The organism is Pseudomonas sp. GL_117, from assembly GCF_057835125.1.
Genome location: NZ_CM174418.1, coordinates 745,604 through 765,725 on the forward strand (window position 1 = coordinate 745,604; position 20,122 = coordinate 765,725).

Annotated in this window: 13 protein-coding genes; 9 read left to right on the forward strand and 4 right to left on the reverse strand. The window is 63.3% G+C overall.

The annotated features are described in order from the left end of the window. Positions 1–178 precede the first annotated feature (178 nt). Positions 179–550: a translation initiation factor Sui1 gene (locus tag AC3ISR_RS03140; RefSeq protein WP_005784408.1), complete on the forward strand. Its 372-nt coding sequence runs from the start codon at positions 179–181 to the stop codon at positions 548–550. Between the two features lie 144 nt (positions 551–694). After that, positions 695–2,608, forward strand: coding sequence for an arginine decarboxylase (gene speA / locus AC3ISR_RS03145; protein ID WP_192300185.1), 1,914 nt, complete (start codon positions 695–697; stop codon positions 2,606–2,608). A gap of 57 nt (positions 2,609–2,665) precedes the next feature. Here the strand turns inward: speA and AC3ISR_RS03150 are convergent, their stop codons facing one another. Next, positions 2,666–4,003, reverse strand: coding sequence for an MATE family efflux transporter (locus AC3ISR_RS03150; protein ID WP_192300184.1), 1,338 nt, complete (start codon positions 4,001–4,003; stop codon positions 2,666–2,668). A gap of 425 nt (positions 4,004–4,428) precedes the next feature. Between AC3ISR_RS03150 and AC3ISR_RS03155 the strand changes: the two genes are divergently transcribed. Further along, positions 4,429–9,327: an alpha-2-macroglobulin family protein gene (locus AC3ISR_RS03155; RefSeq protein WP_489324830.1), complete on the forward strand. Its 4,899-nt coding sequence runs from the start codon at positions 4,429–4,431 to the stop codon at positions 9,325–9,327. A 139-nt stretch (positions 9,328–9,466) separates the two neighbouring features. Here AC3ISR_RS03155 and AC3ISR_RS03160 read toward each other — a convergent pair whose 3' ends face one another. Continuing rightward, complete coding sequence (locus tag AC3ISR_RS03160) at positions 9,467–9,760, reverse strand: hypothetical protein (RefSeq protein ID WP_017738360.1); 294 nt, start codon at positions 9,758–9,760, stop codon at positions 9,467–9,469. A gap of 224 nt (positions 9,761–9,984) precedes the next feature. On the opposite strand from AC3ISR_RS03160, the gene pbpC reads away from it, so the two are divergent. The 6 genes from pbpC (at position 9,985) to AC3ISR_RS03190 (ending at position 16,911) form a co-directional block, all read left to right on the forward strand. Beyond that, the gene (pbpC, locus tag AC3ISR_RS03165; RefSeq protein ID WP_463984744.1) at positions 9,985–12,297 is read left to right on the forward strand and encodes a peptidoglycan glycosyltransferase PbpC; all 2,313 of its coding nucleotides are present in this window, start codon (positions 9,985–9,987) and stop codon (positions 12,295–12,297) included. Positions 12,298–12,456: 159 nt separating this feature from the next. Then, positions 12,457–12,765, forward strand: coding sequence for a MazG-like family protein (locus AC3ISR_RS03170; RefSeq protein WP_048723087.1), 309 nt, complete (start codon positions 12,457–12,459; stop codon positions 12,763–12,765). Continuing rightward, the gene (locus AC3ISR_RS03175; protein WP_192300183.1) at positions 12,758–13,507 is read left to right on the forward strand and encodes a methyltransferase; all 750 of its coding nucleotides are present in this window, start codon (positions 12,758–12,760) and stop codon (positions 13,505–13,507) included. Before AC3ISR_RS03170 ends, AC3ISR_RS03175 begins: the two co-directional genes overlap by 8 nt. Before the next feature lie 24 nt (positions 13,508–13,531). After that, positions 13,532–14,134, forward strand: coding sequence for a DUF4136 domain-containing protein (locus tag AC3ISR_RS03180; RefSeq protein WP_192300182.1), 603 nt, complete (start codon positions 13,532–13,534; stop codon positions 14,132–14,134). Between the two features lie 45 nt (positions 14,135–14,179). Further along, on the forward strand, positions 14,180–14,737 hold the full coding sequence (locus AC3ISR_RS03185) for a DUF4136 domain-containing protein (RefSeq protein ID WP_192300181.1): 558 nt from the start codon (positions 14,180–14,182) through the stop codon (positions 14,735–14,737). 164 nt (positions 14,738–14,901) lie between these two features. Continuing rightward, entirely contained in the window at positions 14,902–16,911 is a 2,010-nt protein-coding gene (locus AC3ISR_RS03190) for a pilus assembly protein TadG-related protein (RefSeq protein WP_463984724.1), read from the forward strand. Here the strand turns inward: AC3ISR_RS03190 and AC3ISR_RS03195 are convergent. Both AC3ISR_RS03195 and AC3ISR_RS03200 read right to left on the reverse strand, forming a co-directional pair. Further along, positions 16,908–19,640: a PAS domain-containing sensor histidine kinase gene (locus AC3ISR_RS03195; RefSeq protein WP_463984725.1), complete on the reverse strand. Its 2,733-nt coding sequence runs from the start codon at positions 19,638–19,640 to the stop codon at positions 16,908–16,910. The two genes, AC3ISR_RS03190 and AC3ISR_RS03195, sit on opposite strands and share 4 nt — an antisense overlap. Continuing rightward, positions 19,637–20,077: a TadE/TadG family type IV pilus assembly protein gene (locus AC3ISR_RS03200; protein ID WP_463984726.1), complete on the reverse strand. Its 441-nt coding sequence runs from the start codon at positions 20,075–20,077 to the stop codon at positions 19,637–19,639. The genes AC3ISR_RS03195 and AC3ISR_RS03200 overlap by 4 nt, the downstream gene beginning before the upstream one ends. Between the last annotated feature and the right edge of the window lie 45 nt (positions 20,078–20,122).

Consider the following 20,122-nt stretch of genomic DNA (forward strand, 5'->3'; position numbering starts at 1 on the left):
CGATTTGGCCCTTAGCAAGTCGGCTTTTTGCCGTTACACTGCGCGACTTTTCACCCGAGCCTTCCTGCTATTAGGAGTGGGGCGGTTCGGTAGCGCTGCCCCTGCCTGAGTGGGGCTTCGCGGTCGGTAGTCCCGTTGCGGGCACCGATCTGTCTTTGTCCTCCCAAGAGGATTGCCGGTGGCCAAAAAAGCCGCATCCTTCGCCGCCCTTGGTGGCCTGGTATTTTCCACCGACGCAGGTCGACACTGCCCGGACTGTCGTCAGCCCGTGGATTCGTGCACCTGCAAACAGACCCTGATCCCTGAAGGCGACGGTATTGCCCGCGTGCGACGCGAGAGCAAGGGCCGTGGCGGCAAGACGGTGACCACCATCACCGGCGTGCCGCTGGCCGAGGATGCCCTGAAAGAACTCGCCACCACGCTGAAAAAGCGTTGTGGCACCGGTGGCGCGTTGAAAGACGGCGTCATCGAGATCCAGGGCGATCACGTCGAGTTGCTGTTGGCCGAGCTGATCAAGCTCGGGTACAAGGCCAAGAAGTCCGGCGGCTGAAAGCCTCTTCCCGACCTGTGTCTAAACTCTGTCCTGCAAGTGGGGTCCTACCTCTCGCGCAGGCAAATCGTCATTTTCATTCTTTAGACTGCGCCAGCCTCTGATAGGGGGCTGCGCCTTCGACTTCATTTATAGGGGACTTCGATGTCCGTACGACGCACACGCAAAGACGATGGCAGCCAATGGACAGTTGCGGACAGCCGCAGTGTTTACGGGATTCGCCATTGGGGGGCCGGGTATTTCGCGATCAATGATGCCGGTCGCGTTGAAGTCCGTCCGAACGGCCCGAACAGCACGCCTGTCGACCTTTACGAGCAAGTCGACGAGCTGCGCAAGAGCGGCCTGTCCTTGCCGCTGCTGGTGCGCTTTCCCGACATCCTGCAAGACCGTGTACGCCAGCTGACCGGCGCCTTCGATGCGAACATCGAGCGCCTGGAGTACCAGAGCAAGTACACCGCGCTGTACCCGATCAAGGTGAACCAGCAGGAAGCGGTGATCGAGAACATCATCGCCACCCAGAACGTGTCCATCGGCCTCGAAGCCGGTTCCAAGCCTGAGCTGCTGGCCGTGCTGGCGCTGGCGCCGAAGGGCGGCACCATCGTCTGCAACGGTTACAAGGACCGTGAGTTCATCCGCCTCGCGCTGATGGGGCAGAAACTCGGCCACAACGTGTTCATCGTGATCGAGAAAGAATCCGAAGTCGGCCTGGTGATCGAAGAGGCCGCCAGCCTCAAGGTCAAGCCACAGGTCGGCCTGCGCGTACGCCTGTCGTCCCTGGCGTCGAGCAAGTGGGCGGACACCGGCGGCGAGAAATCCAAGTTCGGTCTGTCGGCGGCGCAGCTGCTGTCGGTGGTCGAGCGCTTCCGCGCCGCCGGCCTGGACCAGGGCATCCGCCTGCTGCACTTCCACATGGGCTCGCAGATCGCCAACCTGGCGGATTACCAGCACGGGTTCAAGGAAGCCATTCGTTACTACGGCGAACTGCGCAACCTCGGCCTGCCGGTGGATCACATCGACGTCGGCGGCGGCCTGGGCGTGGACTACGACGGTACCCACTCGCGTAACGCCAGTTCGATCAACTACGACATGGACGACTACGCCGGCGTGGTAGTGGGCATGCTCAAGGAGTTCTGCGATGCCCAGAGCCTGCCGCACCCGCATATCTTCTCCGAAAGCGGCCGCTCCCTGACTGCCCACCACGCCATGCTGGTGGTGCAGGTTACCGACGTCGAGAAACACAACGACGAAATCCCGCTGATCGAAAACAAGGAAAGCCTGCCGGAAACCGTGCAGTGGCTGGTGGACCTGCTCGGTCCGACCGACATTGAAATGGTCACCGAAACCTACTGGCGCGCCACCCACTACATGAGCGACGTGGCCGCCCAGTACGCCGACGGCAAACTGACCCTGGCGGAAAAGGCCCTGGCCGAACAGTGCTACTTCGCCGTGTGCCGCCGCCTGCATAACTCGCTCAAGGCCCGCCAGCGCTCGCACCGCCAGGTGCTGGACGAACTCAACGACAAGCTGGCCGACAAGTACATCTGCAACTTCTCGGTATTCCAGAGCCTGCCGGACACCTGGGCCATCGGCCAGGTCCTGCCGATCCTGCCGCTGCACCGCCTCGACGAAGAGCCGTTGCGCCGTGCGGTGTTGCAGGACCTGACCTGCGACTCCGACGGCAAGATCAAGCAGTACGTCGACGAGCAGTCCATCGAGACCAGCCTGCCGGTGCATGCGTTGAACGAAGGTGAGGATTACTTGCTGGGCATCTTCCTGGTCGGTGCTTACCAAGAGATCCTGGGCGACATGCACAACCTGTTCGGTGACACCGATTCGGTGAACATCTACCAGCGTGAAGACGGTTCGGTGTACAGCGCCGGGATCGAGACCCACGACACCATCGAAGACATGCTGCGTTATGTGCACTTGTCGCCGGAGGAGTTGATGACCCACTACCGCGACAAGTGTGCGAGCGCGAAGATCTCTGCGTCTGAGCGTACCCAGTTCCTCGACGCCTTGCGCCTGGGCCTGACGCGTTCGTCGTACCTGTCCTCATAAGCACAGTCGACGGCGATCCAAGATGTGGGAAGGGGCTTGCCCCCTCCCACATTTTTTTTATCCAAGCCACTGGTCCTGCCGGTTCAGTCGCCACGCAATCGCCCACAAGGTCAGGCTGCGCAGCGCCATGAACAGCAGGAAGGTCAGCCACAGCCCGTGGTTGCCCAACCCCTGCAACAGCCAGGCGAACGGCAGCGTCAACAGCACCGTCAGCAACATGCCATTGCGCATCTCCCGCGCACGGGTAGCGCCGATAAACAGGCCATCGAGCAAATAACTCCACACCGCAATCAACGGCAATACCGCCAGATACGGCAGGTAACGGTCAGCCGTTTCGCGCACGCTGGGGATGTCGGTCTGCATGGCGATAAACAGGTGCCCGCCGACCGTGAACAGCAAGGCAAAACCGACGCTGGCGATCAGCGACCAACCGCCGGCGACCACCAGTGAACGCCTTAGCGCCTGACGGTCGTGGGCACCGATGGCATGGCCGCACAGGGCTTCGACCGCGTGGGCCAATCCGTCCAGTGCGTGGGCGGTCAGCAACAGGCCGTTGAGCAGCAACGCGTTGGCCGCCACGGTGGCATCGCCCAGGCGTGCACCTTGCACGGTGATCATGAAAAACACCGACTGCAGCGCCAGGCTGCGGATAAAGATGTCACGGTTTACCGCCAGCAACGGGCGCCAGCTCTCCCAGCGTTTCAACGCAGCCCAGAAGATCTGCCCGGGATAGGCCCGCAGGGCTTTTTGCGTGAGGGCCAGACCGAGCAGGGCCCCCGTCCATTCGGCGATTACCGAGGCGCGCGCCGAACCGATCACCCCCCAATCCAGGCCAAGCACAAACCACAGGTTCAGGGCGATGTTCACCAGGTTGGTCGTCAGCAGAATCGCCAACGGCGCGCGGGCGTTTTGCGTGCCGAGGAACCAGCCGACCAGCGCATAACTGGCGAGGGCGGCGGGCAAGCCGAACAGGCGGGTGTGGAAAAAATCCTGGGTCAACTGATTGAGTTCGGGGGAGGGCTGCATCCATTCCAGGGCCAGATGGCTCAATGGAATGCCCACGCTGCCCAGCAGCATGGCCAGCCCCAGCGCCAGCAACAAGCCTTGCAGGAGAATTTGCCGTAGCGCCGCGCCGTCATTGCGCCCGGCGGCCTGGGCGGCGAACCCGGTGGAGCCCATGCGCAGGAAACCCATGGCCCAGGCGAGGAAGGTGTACAGGCTGGCGCCGACGGCCACGGCGCCCAGTTGATGGGCGTGGGGCAGGTGGCCGATGACCATGCTGTCGACCAGGGCCACCAGTGGCACCGAGATATTCGACAGGATCATCGGCGCAGCCAGGGCCCATACACGTCGATGAGTAAAGCGGTCGCGCCAGTCGGTCAATAAGGTGGGCATGCAGGCTCCTTGGGAGAACGGCATTGTAACCGCCCCTCCCTGCCACAGCAGGACCAATGTGGGAGATTCCATGGTTGCAACAGTGCCGCCGCCTTCGCGGCCTCGCTAAAGCTCCAGCTCCCACAGGCGTGCAGCCAAACACTCACTATTCATCAACACCAATCACCTGTGGGAGCGGGCTTGCCCGCGAAAGCGGTGGTTCAGCTTGCACAGGTATTACTGATCCACCGCTTTCGCGAGCAAGTCCGCTTCCACATTTTGGTCTTCAGTGTTTGTGGGATTTGGCTTGGCATCACGCCTCATCAAGAACCAAACCACCCTCCGTCGGTCAATGTGACCAGCACCACATCGGCCCCGCGCGGGCTGATATATAGTTCATCCCCTTGGACCCCCTCACAACGAGTGCTCACATGCTTAATAAAAGCGTGCTTAACAAAGGATTGTTCCTGGCCTGTGCGCTGGCCCTGCTGAGCGCCTGCGATTCCTCCGATAAGCCGGCGGCTCCGACTGCCCCCGCCGCGGCGACGGTTGCGCCCAAGCCTGCCAAGGCCGCGGTGGACGTGGCGGCGCTGAAGCAGCGCTACGCCGGGCGTGAGTTGAGTGTGGTGGATGTGTCCGAGGTGCAGCTCGATGGGGCCAGCACGCTCTCCGTGAGCTTTTCCATTCCCCTGGACCCCGATCAGAAATTCGCCGACAAACTTCACCTGGTGGACAGTAAGTCCGGCAAGGTCGATGGTGCCTGGGAAATTTCCGACAACCTGATGGAGCTGCGCCTGCGCCATCTGGAGCCACAGCGCAAGCTGGTGCTGACCATCGACGCCGGCGTGAAAGCGGTCAACGACGCCAAGCTCGCCGCCGAATACAGCGCCCGCCTGGAAACCCGCGACCTGCAAGCCACCGTCGGTTTCGCCAGTCGTGGCACCTTGCTGCCGACGCGCCTGGCCGAAGGCCTGCCGGTGATTGCGTTGAACGTCGACAAGATCGACGTCGAATTCTTTCGCATCAAGCCCGAATCCCTGCCCACCTTCCTCGCGCAATGGGGCCGCAATAGCAGCCTGCAAAGTTATGAGGCCCGCGAACTGCTGCCGATGGCCGACCTGGTCTACGGCGGCCGTTTCGACCTGAACCCGGCACGCAACACCCGCGAAACCCTGCTGCTGCCGATTGCCGGCCTCAAGCAATTGCAGCAGCCAGGCGTTTACCTGGCGGTGATGCGCGCTTCCGGCACCTACAACTATTCCCAGCCGGCGACGCTGTTTACCTTGAGTGACATCGGCTTGTCGGTGCACCGCTACGCCAATCGCCTGGACGTGTTTACCCAGGCCCTCGAAGGCGGCAAGGCGCTGGATGGCGTCGACCTCGAAGTGCTCGATGCCGACGGCCGCGTGCTGGGCCAGGGCAAGACCGAGAAGGGCGGCCACGCCGAGCTGCCGTTGCCGAAAAAAGCCCAGGTGTTGCTGGCCAAGCAGGGCGAGCAAACCAGCCTGTTGCGCCTCGACAGCGCGGCGCTGGACCTGGCCGAGTTCGACATCGGCGGCCAGCCGTCCCATCCGTTGCAGTTCTTTGTGTTCGGCCCGCGTGACCTGTATCGCCCCGGCGAAACCGTGCTGCTCAACGCCCTGTTGCGCGACAAGGATGGCAACGCGGTCAAGCCGCAACCCGTGAGCGTCGAGGTCCGTCGCCCGGATGAGCAGGTCAGCCGTAAGTTCGTGTGGGATGCCGACGCGTCCGGCCTCTATCAATACCCACTGCAACTGGCTGGCGAAGCGCCGACCGGGCGCTGGCAGCTGGTGTTCGACCTGGGTGACGGCAAGCCTCAGCTGTATGAATTCCTCGTCGAAGACTTCCTGCCCGAGCGCCTGGCGCTGGAACTCAAGGGCAGCGACACGGCGTTGAGCCCGGCCGATAACCCAGTCATCCAGGTCAGTGGCCGCTACCTCTACGGCGCCCCGGCATCGGGGAACCGCGTCAGCGGGCAAATCTATGTGCGGCCGTTGCGCGAAGCGGTCAAGGCGCTGCCGGGCTATCAGTTCGGCTCTGTCACCGAAGAAGAACTGAGCCAGGATTTCGAACTCGACGAAAGCGTGCTCGACGCCAAGGGCCAGGAAGAACTGACCCTGGAAAGCAAATGGGCCGACGCCAAGTCGCCGCTGCAACTGATCGTGCAAGCCAGCCTGCACGAGTCCGGCGGGCGCCCCATCACCCGGCGCCTGGTGCAGCCGATCTGGCCGGCCGAACAACTGCCGGGCCTGCGCGGGTTGTTTGACGGCAAGGAAACCAACGGCGATGGCCCGGCAGAATTCGAAGTACTGCTGGCCAACCCGCAGGGGCAGAAGCTCGCCGCGCAAAACCTCAAAGTGCGCCTGGTGCGTGAGCGTCGCGATTACTACTGGAACTACTCCGACAACGATGGCTGGAGTTACCACTTCAACGAAAAATTCCTCAACCTCGACGAACAGACCTTGAACATCAAGGCGGGCGACACCGCCAAGGTCAGCTTCCAGGTCGAGTGGGGCCCTTACCGCGTCGAGGTCGAAGACCCGCAGACCGGGCTGGTCAGCAGCCTGCGCTTCTGGGCCGGCTACCAGGCCCAGGACAACACCGAAGGCGGCGCCGTACGCCCCGATCAGGTCAAGCTGGCGCTGGATAAACCGGCGTATGGCGACGGCGATACCGCCAACGTCACCGTGACCCCGCCTGCCGCCGGCAAGGGCTACCTGCTGGTGGAGTCCGCCGAAGGGCCGTTGTGGTGGCAGGAAATCGACGTGCCGGCCGAAGGCAAAAGCTTCGCCGTGAAGCTCGACCCGAAATGGTCGCGCCATGATTTGTACGTCAGTGCCCTGGTGATTCGTCCCGGCGAGCGCAAAGCCAATATCACCCCCAAACGGGCCGTGGGCCTGCTGCACCTGCCGCTGGATCGCACCCAGCGCAAACTCGGCGTGACCCTCAGCGCGCCGGAAAAAATGCGTCCCAAGCAAGCGCTGACGGTGAAAGTCGCCGCCAAGAATGCCGATGGCAGCGTGCCGAAACAGGTGCACGTGCTGGTCGCGGCGGTGGATGTGGGCATCCTCAATATCACCGAATACCCGACGCCGGACCCGTACGCCAGCCTGTTCGGTCGCAAGGCTTACGGCGTGGACCAGTTCGACATCTACGGCCAGTTGATCGAGGCTGGCCAGGGCCGCCTGGCCAGCCTGGCATTTGGTGGTGACGCTGCGCTGGCCAAAGGCGGCAAGCGCCCGGACACCAGCCTCACCATCGTCGCCCTGCAAAGCGCGCCCGTGACCTTGAATGAGCGGGGCGAGGGCGAAGTCAGCGTCAACATCCCCGACTTCAACGGCGAACTGCGCCTGATGGCCCAGGCCTGGAGCGATGATCGCTATGGCATGGCCGAAGCCAAGACAGTGATTGCCGCGCCGCTGATCGCCGAGCTGTCGGCGCCGCGTTTCCTTGCCGGGGGCGACCAGACCACCTTGGCGCTGGACCTGTCCAACCTGTCGGGCCGTGCGCAAAAGCTCGATGTGCAATTGAGCGTCGAAGGGCAGCTGGAATTGGTCAGCCCTGGCGCACAAAACCTCGAACTCAAACAAGGCCAGCGCACCACCCTGCGCATCCCGGTAAAAGCCTGGGGCGGCTTGGGGCAGGGCAAGGTCAAGGTCACGGTGAATGGGCTCGACCTGCCGGGTGAAAATCTACCGCCGTTCACTCGCGAATGGACCCTGGGCGTGCGTCCGGCGTATCCGGCATTGCTCAAGCAGTACCGCGCGGTACTCAAGGATCAGCCGTGGAGCCTGCCAGCGGGCACCCTGGATCAGTTCGATGCGTCGGGGCGCGAGGCGCTGTTGAGCCTGTCGAGCCGGCCGCCGTTGAACCTTGGCGCGCAGATCAGCGCGCTCAAGGCCTACCCTTATGGCTGCCTGGAGCAGACCGCCAGCGGCCTGTACCCGTCGCTGTACGCCGACGATACGTTGCTCAAGCGCCTGGCGATCAAGGGCGAGCCGGATGCCGAGCGCAAGCGCAAGATCGAAATCGGCATCGAGCGCTTGCTGGGCATGCAGCGCTATAACGGCAGCTTCGGATTGTGGGGGGCTGACGGCGAAGAAGAATATTGGCTGACAGCCTACGTCACCGACTTCCTCCTGCGCGCCCGCGATCAGGGTTTCGCGGTGCCGCAGGAGGCCTTGAAAAAGGCCAGCGAGCGACTGCTGCGTTATGTGCAGGAACGCAACCTGATCGACGTCGATTACAGCGACAACGCCGACCACACCCGCTTCGCCGTGCAGGCCTACGCCGGCATGGTCCTGGCGCGCAGCCAGCAGGCGCCGTTGGGCGCGTTGCGCAGCATCTTCGAGCGTCGCAGCGATGCGCGCTCCGGGTTGCCGCTGGTGCAACTGGCGATTGCGTTGCAGAAAATGGGCGACCAGCCACGGGCGGACCAGGCGTTGCTGGCCGGTCTGGCGGCGCAGCGCAATGCCAATGAATGGCTGGCCGACTACGGCAGCCCGTTGCGTGATCAAGCGATGATCCTGGCGCTGCTGGAGGAGAACGACCTGGCCAAGGGCAAGCGTGAGGAGCGCTTGTTCACGCTGTCGGATCAGTTGGCAGCGAGCCCGTACTTGTCGACCCAGGAGCGTAATTCGCTGTTCCTCGCCGGGCGCCTGGGGTTTGCCAAGCCTGAGTCGGACTGGAAAGTGCTACTGGATGGCAGCGCTGGAAGCCACGAGTTGAATAACAAGCAGTCGACCCTGGATCTGGAGGGCAAGCTGCTTTCCAGCAACCTGAGCCTGACCAATCAGGGCGATGTGCCGGTTTACCAGCAACTGACGATTTCAGGTTACCCACAGGTGCCACCGGCGCCAGGTGGCGACAACTTGAGCATCCGCCGTGAATACCTGGGCATGAACGGCCAGCCGCTGAACCTGCGCAGCCTCAACAGCGGCGACCTGGTGCTGGTGCATTTGGCCGTCAGCGCCAAGCAACGTGTGCCGGACGCCCTGGTGGTGGACCTGCTGCCCGCCGGCCTGGAACTGGAAAACCAGAACCTGGCACAGAGCGCTGCCAGCCTGGAAAACGCCAGCAGCCAGGTGAAGGAATGGCGTGAGTCGATGCAGAACGCGTCGCTCAAGCATCAGGAGTTCCGCGATGACCGTTATGTGGCCGCGCTGAACCTGGACGGTTCCGGCACCACGCACTTGCTGTATCTGGCAAGAGCGGTGACGCCGGGCACGTACCGCGTCCCGCCGCCGCAAGTGGAGTCGATGTACCGGCCGAATTGGCAGGCGGTGGGCGAGACCCCGGCGGACTTGGTGATCAAGGGCCGCTGAGATCTCAACTTGAAATGGGGCCTGAATGTGGGAGCGGGCTTGCTCGCGAAGACGGCGTGTCAGCCAGTACATCTGATACTGACATACCGCATTCGCGAGCAAGCCCGCTCCCACAGGGGGATCCTGGTTGTTTGGGGGATCAGTGCACGACCCAGCTGAGCAGCCACAGCCCCAGCAGCAACCAGATAATCCCGAAGATGATCGACGCACGCATAAACGCCCGCACCGCCGAATACAGGAACAGCAGGCCAATGATCAGCGTGAGGATGCTGATGATCGAAGTGTCCATGCCCAGCGTACGTGAGAGGCCCTCGACAAAGTTGCCGCCAGCGTTGGTCAAGGCCCCGAACAACCCGCTGAGCCCATCGACGATAAAGCGGATGACCGAACCGAGCGCTTGGCCCAGCCATTCGAAGAAGCTTTCTACCTGCATGTGTGTGTCCTGATGAGAAGGTGGGCGTATCTGTGCCTTTGGTTGTGATTGCGCCAGGCTAGTTCCCTATAAGCATAGAGGTTTGCAGGTTAAATAATGGGTTTGCTTAGTATCGGATACCCACAATCCCATGTGGGAGCTGGCTTGCCTGCGATAGCGGTGGGTCAGTGAAAAATTTACCAACGGCCCCACCGCTATCGCAGGCAAGCCCGCTCCCACGGTTACTGCGCTGGAGCTTGGGGGTTGTGGTGTTGGTGATCGCGCTGGTGTGGTTGGCCGACCGTATCTGGCCCTTGCCGCTCCCTCAGGACGACCTGGCACGCGTGGTCCTCGCCGAAGACGGTACGCCCTTGTGGCGCTTCGCCGATGCCAACGGCGTGTGGCGCTACCCGGTGCAAACCGGCGAAGTCTCGCCGTATTACCTCGACGCACTGCTCACCTATGAAGACCGCTGGTTCTACCGACACCCCGGCGTCAACCCGCTGGCGCTGGTGCGGGCCTCCTGGCAGAACCTCAGCGGCACACGGGTAGTGTCCGGCGGCAGCACCTTGTCGATGCAGGTCGCACGCCTGCTCGACCCGCATTCGCGTACCTTCCACGGCAAGTTGCGCCAGTTGTGGCGCACGGCGCAGTTGGAGTGGCACCTGTCCAAAGACGAAATCCTCAACCTCTACCTGAACCGCGCCCCGTTTGGCGGGACGTTGCAAGGCGTGGCGGCGGCCAGTTGGGCCTACCTGGGAAAATCCCCGGCGCACTTGACCCATGCCGAAGCGGCCTTGCTCGCCGTACTGCCCCAGGCCCCCAGCCGCTTGCGCCCGGACCGTCACCCGCAACGCGCCCAGCAAGCCCGCGACAAGGTGCTGCGTCGCCTCGCCGAGTTCCAGGTGTGGCCGCAAACCGCTGTCGACGAAGCCCTGGAGGAACCGCTGCTGCTCGCCCCGCGCCTGGAGCCGAGCCTGGCTCCCTTGCTCGCGCGCCGCCTGAACCGTCCGGACAGCCCGCCGCTGATCCGCACTACTGTGGATGCCACCTTGCAACGCCGTCTCGAAGACCTGCTGCTGGGCTGGCGCGCCCGTTTGCCGGAGTACACCTCCGCCGCGATCCTGGTGGTGGAAGAAGAAAGCATGGCCGTGCGCGCCTACGTCGGCTCGGTGGACATCAACGATGCCAAACGCTTTGGCCATGTGGACATGATCAGCGCGTTGCGTTCGCCAGGCTCGACGTTGAAACCGTTTCTGTATGGCATGGCGTTGGATGACGGCTTGATCCACTCCGAGTCGCTGTTGCAAGACGTCCCCCGCCGTTACGGCGATTACCGGCCGGGCAATTTCTCCATGGGCTTTACCGGCGCGGTGCCTGCGAGTACGGCGTTGTCCAGTTCGCTGAACCTGCCGGCGGTGCAGTTGCTGGAAGCCTATGGGCCCAAGCGCTTCGCCGCCCAAATGCGTATCGGCGGCGTGCCCTTGGCGTTGCCGGCGCTGGCCGAGCCCAATCTGGCGTTGATTCTTGGCGGCGCGGGCAGTCGTCTGGAGGATCTGGTCAGCGGTTACAGCGCCTTCGCCCGGGATGGCAAGAGCGCGACCATCCGCTTGCAGCCAGACGACGTTCTCAGGGAGCGGCCGATGTTGTCCCCCGGTGCGGCGTGGATTGTGCGACGTATCCTCAGTGGCCAGGCACGCCCCGACCGCGACCCGCGTGCCGAACTGGTGCAGCGCCCGGTGCTGGCCTGGAAAACCGGCACCAGCTATGGCTTTCGCGATGCCTGGGCGATTGGTGTGGGGCCGCGTTACTTGATCGGCGTGTGGATCGGCCGACCGGACGGCACGCCGGTGCCGGGGCAGTTCGGCCTGGCCTCGGCGGCGCCGTTGATGCTGCAGGTGCACGATGTGCTGACCAACCGCGACAGCCAGCGCGGCATCAGTGCGCCCGTCAAACCGGTGCCGGCGAATGTTGGCGTGGCTGCGATCTGTTGGCCGCTGGGCCAGCCGCTGGGCCGCAGCGATCCCAATTGCCGGCGCCAGCGATTTGCCTGGACGTTGGACAACACCACACCGCCGACCTTGCAGGCATTGGACCAACCGTTGAGCGTGGGGTTGATGGAGAGCGTTTGGGTCAACGCCAAGGGCCTGCGGGTCGACGCCCATTGCCCTGGCGCCGAGGCGAAAAGCATCGCCTTGTGGCCGGCGCCGCTGGAGCCATGGTTGCCACGGGTCGAGCGCCGCGAAGCACGCATCCCGGCCGCCGATCCCGATTGCCCGCCGCCGGTATTGGCCGCGTCGTCGCCGTTGTCGATTGTAGGAGTGCGCGAGGGTGATCAACTGCGCTTGCCGGCTGCCAGCCAGCAGGCGCTGCGTCTGAAAATCTCGGCGCTGGGTGGCAGTGGGCGGCGTTGGTGGTTTCTCAATGGCGAGCCGTTGGGGGACAGTGCCAACCAGGACTTTATCAATGCCAGCTTTGAGCGGTTGGGGCGGTATCAGTTGAGTGTGCTGGATGAGGCGGGGCAGACTGCCCGGCTTGAGTTCAGTGTCGTCGACTAAATCGCCTTCGCGAGCAAGCCCGCTCCCACATTTTGATCTGTGAATACCTTCAAGCGTGGGAGCGGGCTTGCTCGCGAAGGCGTCCTCAAGAACACCCGGAGATTCACTTGCCTTCAAGGCCAATCCCCCCGAAGCTACTCACCTTCAGGAGCCTCACGCATGAACCTCGAACACCTCACCGAACGCCTGCACCGCATCCGCGATACCAACGACTGGAAGCAGTTCCACAGCCCGAAAAACCTGGCCATGGCCGCCAGCGTGGAAATGGCCGAGCTGGTGGAGATCTTCCAATGGCTGAGCGAAGACCAATCCCGCCAGCTGCCTGCCGACAAACTCGCCCATGCCGGGCAGGAAGTCGGCGATATCGTGTTGTACCTGCTGTTGCTGTGCAGCGAGTTGGGCCTGGACATGAACGAGGTGGTGCGCGCCAAACTGGCCGACAGCGAACGGCGGTTTGCCCATGAGTGACCGACATTTCGACCAATTGGCCACGCGGTTTGCCGAGAAAATCTACGGCGGCGCCAAGGGGGCGATCCGCCTGGCGGTGCTCCAGGCCGACCTGACCGAAGCGCTGCCCCAGCGCCCATTGCGCGTGCTGGACATCGGCGCGGGCCTGGGCCATATGTCGTTGTGGCTGGCCGAGCAGGGCCATCAAGTGACCCTGGCCGAACCCGCCGAACCGATGCTCGAAGGCGCGCGCCAACGCTTCGCCGAGGCCGGGCAGAGCGCAACGTTCATTCACGCGCCGTGGCAGGATTTGCTTGGCCAACTCACCGAACCCTATGACCTGGTGCTGTGCCACGCCGTGCTGGAATGGCTGGCCGAGCCCCACGCGATCCTGCCGGTGCTGCACCAACTCACGGTGCCCGGCGGTTGGTTGTCCCTGGCGTTCTACAACCGTGATGCGCTGATTTACCGCAATCTGCTCAAAGGCCACTTCCGCAAGATGCGCAAGAACGATATGGCTGGGGAAAAGCAAAGCCTCACCCCGCAACAGCCGCTCGACCCGCGTGAACTGGCGGCGCAACTCGAAGGCCTTTGGCAGGTCGAAAGCCAAAGTGGCGTGCGGGTGTTCCACGACTACATGCCGGTGGAATTCCAGGCCCGCGCGAATCTGCAGGACTTGTTGGAGATGGAACTCGCTCACCGTCGTCACCCAAGCTTTGCCGGACTTGGGCGTTATTTGCACTGGATCTGCCGTCCGGTTTAAGCGGCCCAGTCTGCGGAGGTCGAAATGCGTCGTCTCTGTTTGATCCTGTTGTCTTTGGGGCTGGGCGCCTGTTCCAGCCCCAATCCCTACGTGGCCGCCTCGGCCCCGATGCCGCCGGCCCCCGCCCAGGCGGCCAATACCTTTGATGCCAGTGCCTACCCGGCGCCGGTGCGCGACTATGGCGCCTACCGCAACTGGGCCTGGCGCAACGGCCAGCTGCCGGCGGGCACGGCCTGGGCCGATTCGGCGCAGATTGCCGAAGCGGTCAGCGGCGCCCTCGACCAGCGCGGCTTGCGCCCCCTGCACGACAATCGCCCGCCGGACCTGCTGGTCAGTGCCGACGTGCGCCTGGAGAAGCGCCTCAAGCAAGTCCAGGATGACTATGGCTACGGCTATGGTGGCTACAACCGCTATGGCAATGGCTACGGCATGTACAACTCGGCACCGATCGTGCGCACCTATGAAGTGACGGTGGCGGTGGTGCGCGTCAACCTGTTCGACGCCCGCAGCGGCCAGCCGGTGTGGAGCACCAGCGCGGAAACCGCCAGCCAGGGTAGCCTCAGCGAGCGCGCCGATGGGCTGCGCAAGGCAGTGCAGAAGGCGATGAGCGCTTATCCGCCGCGTTAAGCGCTAAGCTCAATGACAGGCCCCGGTCTATTTTGGAGAACACTCATGTTTCGTCGTATCGCAACGCTCGCTTTTGTAGTGCTGCTGGGCGGTTGCCAGACCAGCCAGGTCAACCACGATTTTGACGCCAGCCGTGATTTCGGCGCGTACCGCAGTTGGGCCTGGAAAGACCCGGCGCTGCAATACCGCCCGGATGACCCGCGGATCAAGAGCGACCTCACCGAACAACGCATCCGCCAGGCCGTCGGCGAACAACTCGACCAGCGCGGCCTGCGTCCGGCGGCGGCTGGCGCCAAGGCGGACTTGAAGGTGCAGGCCTACCTGATCGTCGAAGACCGCCAGCAACAAGTCACCACCAACTACGGCGGCGCCTGGGGCGGCCCGTGGAACGGCTACTGGGGCGCGCCGATGTACAACGAAACGCGCAACATCACTTACAAAGTGGCGACCCTTCAGATCGACCTGCTCGACGGCAAGGACGGCAAGCTGGTGTGGCGCGGCAGCGACGAGCAGATGATGAGCAGCACGCCGAATCCCCAGGATCGCAGCAATGCCATCCGCGCGACGGTGACTAAAATTCTCTCCAACTACCCGCCGCACTAACCAACACCGCAATCCCCCTGTGGGAGCAAGCCCGCTCCCACCTCTAGCTTTGTGCACGCCCCACAATCTCCGTCAGTCGCCAATGTGGCGACTGGCCGGCGCGGCCGCAACGCCTTGTCTACACTCCACTGCACTACGGAGAGTAAGCGCTAAAGGAGTGCTCGATGTCTCCCCGACTTCGTTCCAGGCAGCGTGGTGCGATTGGCTTGATGGCGGCCCTGACCCTGGGGCTGGCGCTGGTCTTTCTATTGCTGGTCGTCGATAGCGGGCGGCTGTACCTGGAGAAGCGCAAGCTGCAAGGCATCGCCGACATGGCCGCGCTGGAAGCGGTGCAGCGCAACGGCAATTGCATACCGGCCACCAACACCGCGCCGACCTTTGCCGGCGCCAGCGCCACGCGCAACGGCTATGTCATTCCCCCCGGCAGTGCGCTGGACGTGCGCTGCGGCGTGCTGAGCACCAATGCCAGCAACCTGCGCGTGTTCAGCCAGGACTCCACCAAGACCGATGCCATCCAGGTGACCGCCTCACGTCCGGTATTGACCAGCGTTGCGGGTGGCGTCTGGACGCTGGTCAATGGCAACGCCTACAACGTGATGACCCAATTGACCGCCAGGGCCGTCGCCGCGCCGAAGATTCTGCCGCCGCAGGCGCAGTTGACGATCAAGTCGACGGTGCTGACGGTCGACTCCAGCAAGTCGGACGCCCTGGACCTGCTGTTCGGCAAGCTGCTGGGCGGCAACCTGTCGGTGGGCCTGGCGGGCTGGCAAGGGTTGGTGGGCACCGATATAAACCTGCTCAGTTACCTGAACCAACTGGCGCTGAACGTGGGGGTGCAGGCAGGCAATTACGATGAGTTGTTGGCCAAGAACCTCAAGCTCGGTCAGTTGGTGGATGCAGCGGTCACGGTGTTGCAGGCCGGAGGCAGCACCGCCTCGGTGGCGGCTGCGGCGGGGGCGGCGAAGATCAGTGCGCTGGTGGGCAACCTGGACGTGACGTTGGGCAGCTTGATGCAAGTGCAGACCGGCGCGGTGTCCGCGGGGCTCAATACCACGGTGAATGCCTTCCAGTTGATCGAGGCGTTTGTGCAGTTGGCCAACAAGACAAGTGCCGTGGTTGCCGACGTGCCGGTGACGCTGCCCGGGGTCACGGCGAATCTCAAGATCAAAGTGATCCAGCCGCCGCAGTTGTCGGCGATTGGCGATCCGACGTATGCCAAGAACATGACGGATTTGAACACGCGTATTTATGTGCGAACCGCTCAGATTAGTGTGGGGCTGACGGTGAATCTGCCGCTACTTAACACACCGCTGGTGAATACGGCCTTGAACGGCTTAGTTGCGCCGCTTTCGGATGTGCTGAACAACTTGCTTAATTTGAACTTGGCGGGGACTGTCAGCTCGCTCCTTTGTGCGGTAGGCGGAGTTCCTTGTCAGACGACAGATTTGAGGTTGTTGTCGTCTGCGACTAACCCACCCGTCCCCAGTGTGGATGTGATTTTAGACGTGGGCATAGCTGAAAGTTATGTTACCGGGTTTACTTGCGTCAGCGACGCGACCAAAACGCTGACCACCCAAACAAAAACCTCAGCGGTGAGTATCAAAATCGGCCAAAGCCCAACCCTGATCAATTCCTTGGGCGCTAGCACGCCGTTGGCGTCGGTGCCTCCGTTGCCAGTGATTGATATTGGCGCGATTACTTGCCTAAAGCCCTTGCTGGGGCTTGGTCCAACTACGTGTGATCAAAGTACCCGCAAGGCGTTTTATGGCGGTGGGATAGGATTGATCTTCGACCCCTCCGTCGGCTCAATCAACACGACGCTAGGCCCAGACACGTACAACCAGCCTCCAGAAATCAAGCAACCCCCGCTTTATCATTCTCTTTCTACTCAAAATTTGGTGGCGTCGGTCGCATCAGCGTTGAAAACAAACCTGAAGTTCGAAGTCTATAAACCCACCGGATTCAACTTGCTGGGCGGATTGCTGGCAACCAGTGGCACCTTGCTCAATGACTTAACCACTGCCTTGGGCGGCGTGATCGGCAACGTACTCAGCCCAGTCGTCGACCCACTGGTCAACGGCCTGCTGAACACCCTCGGCATCAACCTCAACCAGGTCGAAGTCGGTGCCAACCTCAGTTGCCGCCCCCATGGCCAGGCGGCGCTGGTGAACTAGGCCAGCGGCAACTCCACGCAAAACCGGGCGCCGTGCTCGCCGTTGCTGACGCTCAGGCGTCCGCCCATGTTTTCCACAATCCCGTAGCTCACCGACAACCCGAGGCCGGTGCCTACGCCAATCGGCTTGGTGGTGAAGAAGGGTTCGAAGATCCGCTCCAGCAGGCGCGGGTCGATGCCGCCGCCGTTGTCCTCGACCCAGATGCGCACGTGGCGGCCGTCATGCTCGCTGTGCATGGCGATCCAGGGGCGCAGCTGCGGCTGTTTTTCGCGCTGGCCGAGCAACGCGTCGCGGGCGTTGACGATCAGGTTGATCAGCACCTGTTCCAACTGGTCGACGTGGCCCTTGACCTGCGCCGTGAAGTCCGGCGGTGTCAGGCGCAACTCCACACCCTTGCCGCGCAAGCCTTCGCTGAGCAGCGACAGCGTGCCTTCCACCGCTTGTGCCGGGTCGAAGGGGTGCTGCTCGACTTCCGAGCGGCGGCCGAACACGCGCATATGGTCGACCACCCGCGCCGCGCGCTGCACCTGGGTGTCGATGCGTTGCAGTTTTTCGGTCAGGTAGTCGATTTGTGCATCGCCATCGCGCACGCGCTTGAGCACGTTGACGATGGCCATGCGCATCACGTTCAACGGTTGGTTGATCTCGTGGGCCAGGCCCGTGGCCATTTCGCCGAGGGTGGCCATTTTGGCACTCTGGGTCAGTTGTTGCTGGGAGCGGCGCACTTCGGTGTTGTCGCGGCCCACAGCCTGCACTTCCACCAGCGCGCCCTGCTCATCGAACACGCCGCGGTCCGACCATACCCACCAGGCATGTTCGCGCCCCGGCAGTTGCAGGCTGATTTCGGCGGTGCTGACCGGGAACTCCGGCGTCAGTCGGCCAATGCGCTGCACAAAGCTGTCGCGTTGTTCGGCCGACAGCCAATCCGCCAGGTTCAGCCCCGGCAATTGTTCCGGGCGGCACTCCAGATAGTTGGCCAGCGGGGTGTTGCCGAACGTCAGGGTCAGGTCGGGGCGGTAGCGGCAGATCATCGCCGGTGAGTCCTCTACCAGGATGCGGTAGCGTTCCTCGCTTTGCTTGACGTGCTCCGCCGCCAGGGTGGCCTCGGTCACATCCAACCACAGGCCCACGGCTTCGACCGGCAGGCCCAGGTCGTCGCGCAGCAGCCTGGCTTCGTCGAGCAGCCAGTGATAGTTGCCTTGCTTGTCCTGCACGCGATAGCGGCTGCGCACATTGCCTTCGCGCAGCAGTTGGCGGGTGCGTTCGAAATACAGGTCGCGGTCGTCGGGGTGCAGCCATTCGATCAGGCTGGCGGCCGTGCATTCGGCGAGCGTACGGCCGAGCAACGGCAGCAGGCTGTCGCTGAAAAACAGCGGTTGCAGGGTGCCTTCGACGTAGCGCTGCACATAGATGATTGCCGGTGAGCTGGCGATCAGGTTGTCCAGCCGGGCGTGGGCGGCAGCGGCTTGCTGTTGCTGGTTTTTGATGTCGCTGATGTCGAGCATGAAGCCGACCAGGCGCCGATGGTTGCCGACGCCCAGGGCCTGGCCCTGGACGCGATACCAGATGGGGTTTTGCGCGGCGTCGAGACGGTGCAGGCGCACGCTGGTCGACAGCGGTTTGCTCAGGGTCTGCAAGTCGTGCAGGCGGCTGGCGAGTTCCTCGCGGTCGGCGGGGTGAAACAGCCGCAGCCAGTCGCTCAAGGTGTGGCGTGTGGTGGCTTCGTCGGGGTTCAGGTGCTGTTGCAGCTGGGGCGCCAGTTGGATGTCGTCGCTGAGGTTGGGCAGTTCCCACCAACCTGTGCCGAGCAGGCCTTGCAGGGCTTCGAGGCGATCCAGTTGCTGTTGGTGGCGCTGTTCGCGCAGGCGGCTGAGCAGGGGCGCGGCGAGGGCTGCGGTGAGTTGCAGCCAGTCGCGCTCGAAGGTGTCTTGGGCGTGGTAGAAACCGCACAGCAGCCAGGCGGCGACGCCATGGTCATCGCGATAGGGCACCAGGAACCCCTCGGCATTCGCAAAGATGCCTTGCAGGCGCGGATGCTCGCTGTGGCCGTGGGTGAGGGTCAGGCTCAAGGGCGCGGTGCCGCCCAAACTGTCCAGGGCCGCGCCGAGTGCCTGGCCATCGTGCCACAGCACCGGGGCGTCAAACGTGCGGTATTGGCTGTGGACCCGCCAGCCCAGGTCCTGTTCGTCGAGCAGGGCGATGGCGACACAGGGAATCTGAAAGTGTTGGGCGATGCTTTGCAGGTTGTCCTGCACCACTTCCGGCAGCCGGGTCAGGCTGCACACGCGCAAGCGTTCGCTGACCTGGGCGCTGAGCAACTGGTGTTGCTCGCGGGCTTCGGCGTGCTCGCGGTGGCCGATCAAGTCGCCGATGTCCAACAGCTGCAAAACCCAGCCGTCGCCGCTGGGCTGGATCCAGCCACGGGTTTGCAGGGGGCGCCCGGCGAAGCCATTGAAATCCAGGTCGAGGTTTTGGCCCTGCCAATCGGCGGGGCTGCCCTCGATCACCACGGCGCTGTGGGCACACAGGTAGTCCACCAGCGGTTCGGGATGTTGCTCGGCGGTGTGTTTGACCAGGCGATGACGCAGCGGACCGTGGGTTTGCAGGACGCGGCCGAGGTTGTCCAGGTCAATCTGCAAACCGGCGTTGACGGGGACGTGCGCCGCGGGCTGGTGTGACTCGGGCGGGCGGCCGAGCAGGCGGTCGAAGAACTTTTCCCCCGAGGTCAAAATTGCAGGCTCGCTTGGGCCGACAGCGTGGTGGGCAGGTTGGGCACGGTGCCGAAGCCCGGCAGCACCAGGAATGGCAGGACGCTTTTGAGGTTGTCGGAGGGGTAGTTGATTTGCACGGTCAACAGGTTGCCGGCCGAGTAGGTGGCGGTGACATAGCCCGGGACGAATTTGAACGCGGCAGGCAGCCACTGCAATTGAGCCTGGGCGGTCGCCACGGCACGTGCGGTGACGGCGCTGGAGTAACCGGGGGTGGTGGGGTCCAGCGCAACGCTGCGCCTGACACCCTCGGCCGTGGCCTGGTTGAACGATTGCAGCAACAGCAACGGCAGGCTGTAGCTGACCAAACCGTAAAACACGGCAAAAAAGATCATGAACACCATCGCGAACTCAAGCGCGGCGGCACCTTTCTGTTTTCTGGGGGGGCCCTTTCTCATGACCGCGTCTACCCTGACAACGACTACTTGATATCAGCATAGAGT

Excerpts from the sequence above, each read along its gene's own strand:
- AC3ISR_RS03160 (WP_017738360.1), bottom strand. The coding sequence starts at position 9,760 with ATGCAGGTAGAAAGCTTCTTCGAATGGCTGGGCCAAGCGCTCGGTTCG.
- AC3ISR_RS03190 (WP_463984724.1), top strand. The coding sequence starts at position 14,902 with ATGTCTCCCCGACTTCGTTCCAGGCAGCGTGGTGCGATTGGCTTGATG.
- AC3ISR_RS03170 (WP_048723087.1), top strand. The coding sequence starts at position 12,457 with ATGAACCTCGAACACCTCACCGAACGCCTGCACCGCATCCGCGATACC.
- AC3ISR_RS03185 (WP_192300181.1), top strand. The coding sequence starts at position 14,180 with ATGTTTCGTCGTATCGCAACGCTCGCTTTTGTAGTGCTGCTGGGCGGT.
- speA (WP_192300185.1), top strand. The coding sequence starts at position 695 with ATGTCCGTACGACGCACACGCAAAGACGATGGCAGCCAATGGACAGTT.
- AC3ISR_RS03150 (WP_192300184.1), bottom strand. The coding sequence starts at position 4,003 with ATGCCCACCTTATTGACCGACTGGCGCGACCGCTTTACTCATCGACGT.
- AC3ISR_RS03175 (WP_192300183.1), top strand. The coding sequence starts at position 12,758 with ATGAGTGACCGACATTTCGACCAATTGGCCACGCGGTTTGCCGAGAAA.
- AC3ISR_RS03180 (WP_192300182.1), top strand. The coding sequence starts at position 13,532 with ATGCGTCGTCTCTGTTTGATCCTGTTGTCTTTGGGGCTGGGCGCCTGT.
- AC3ISR_RS03200 (WP_463984726.1), bottom strand. The coding sequence starts at position 20,077 with ATGAGAAAGGGCCCCCCCAGAAAACAGAAAGGTGCCGCCGCGCTTGAG.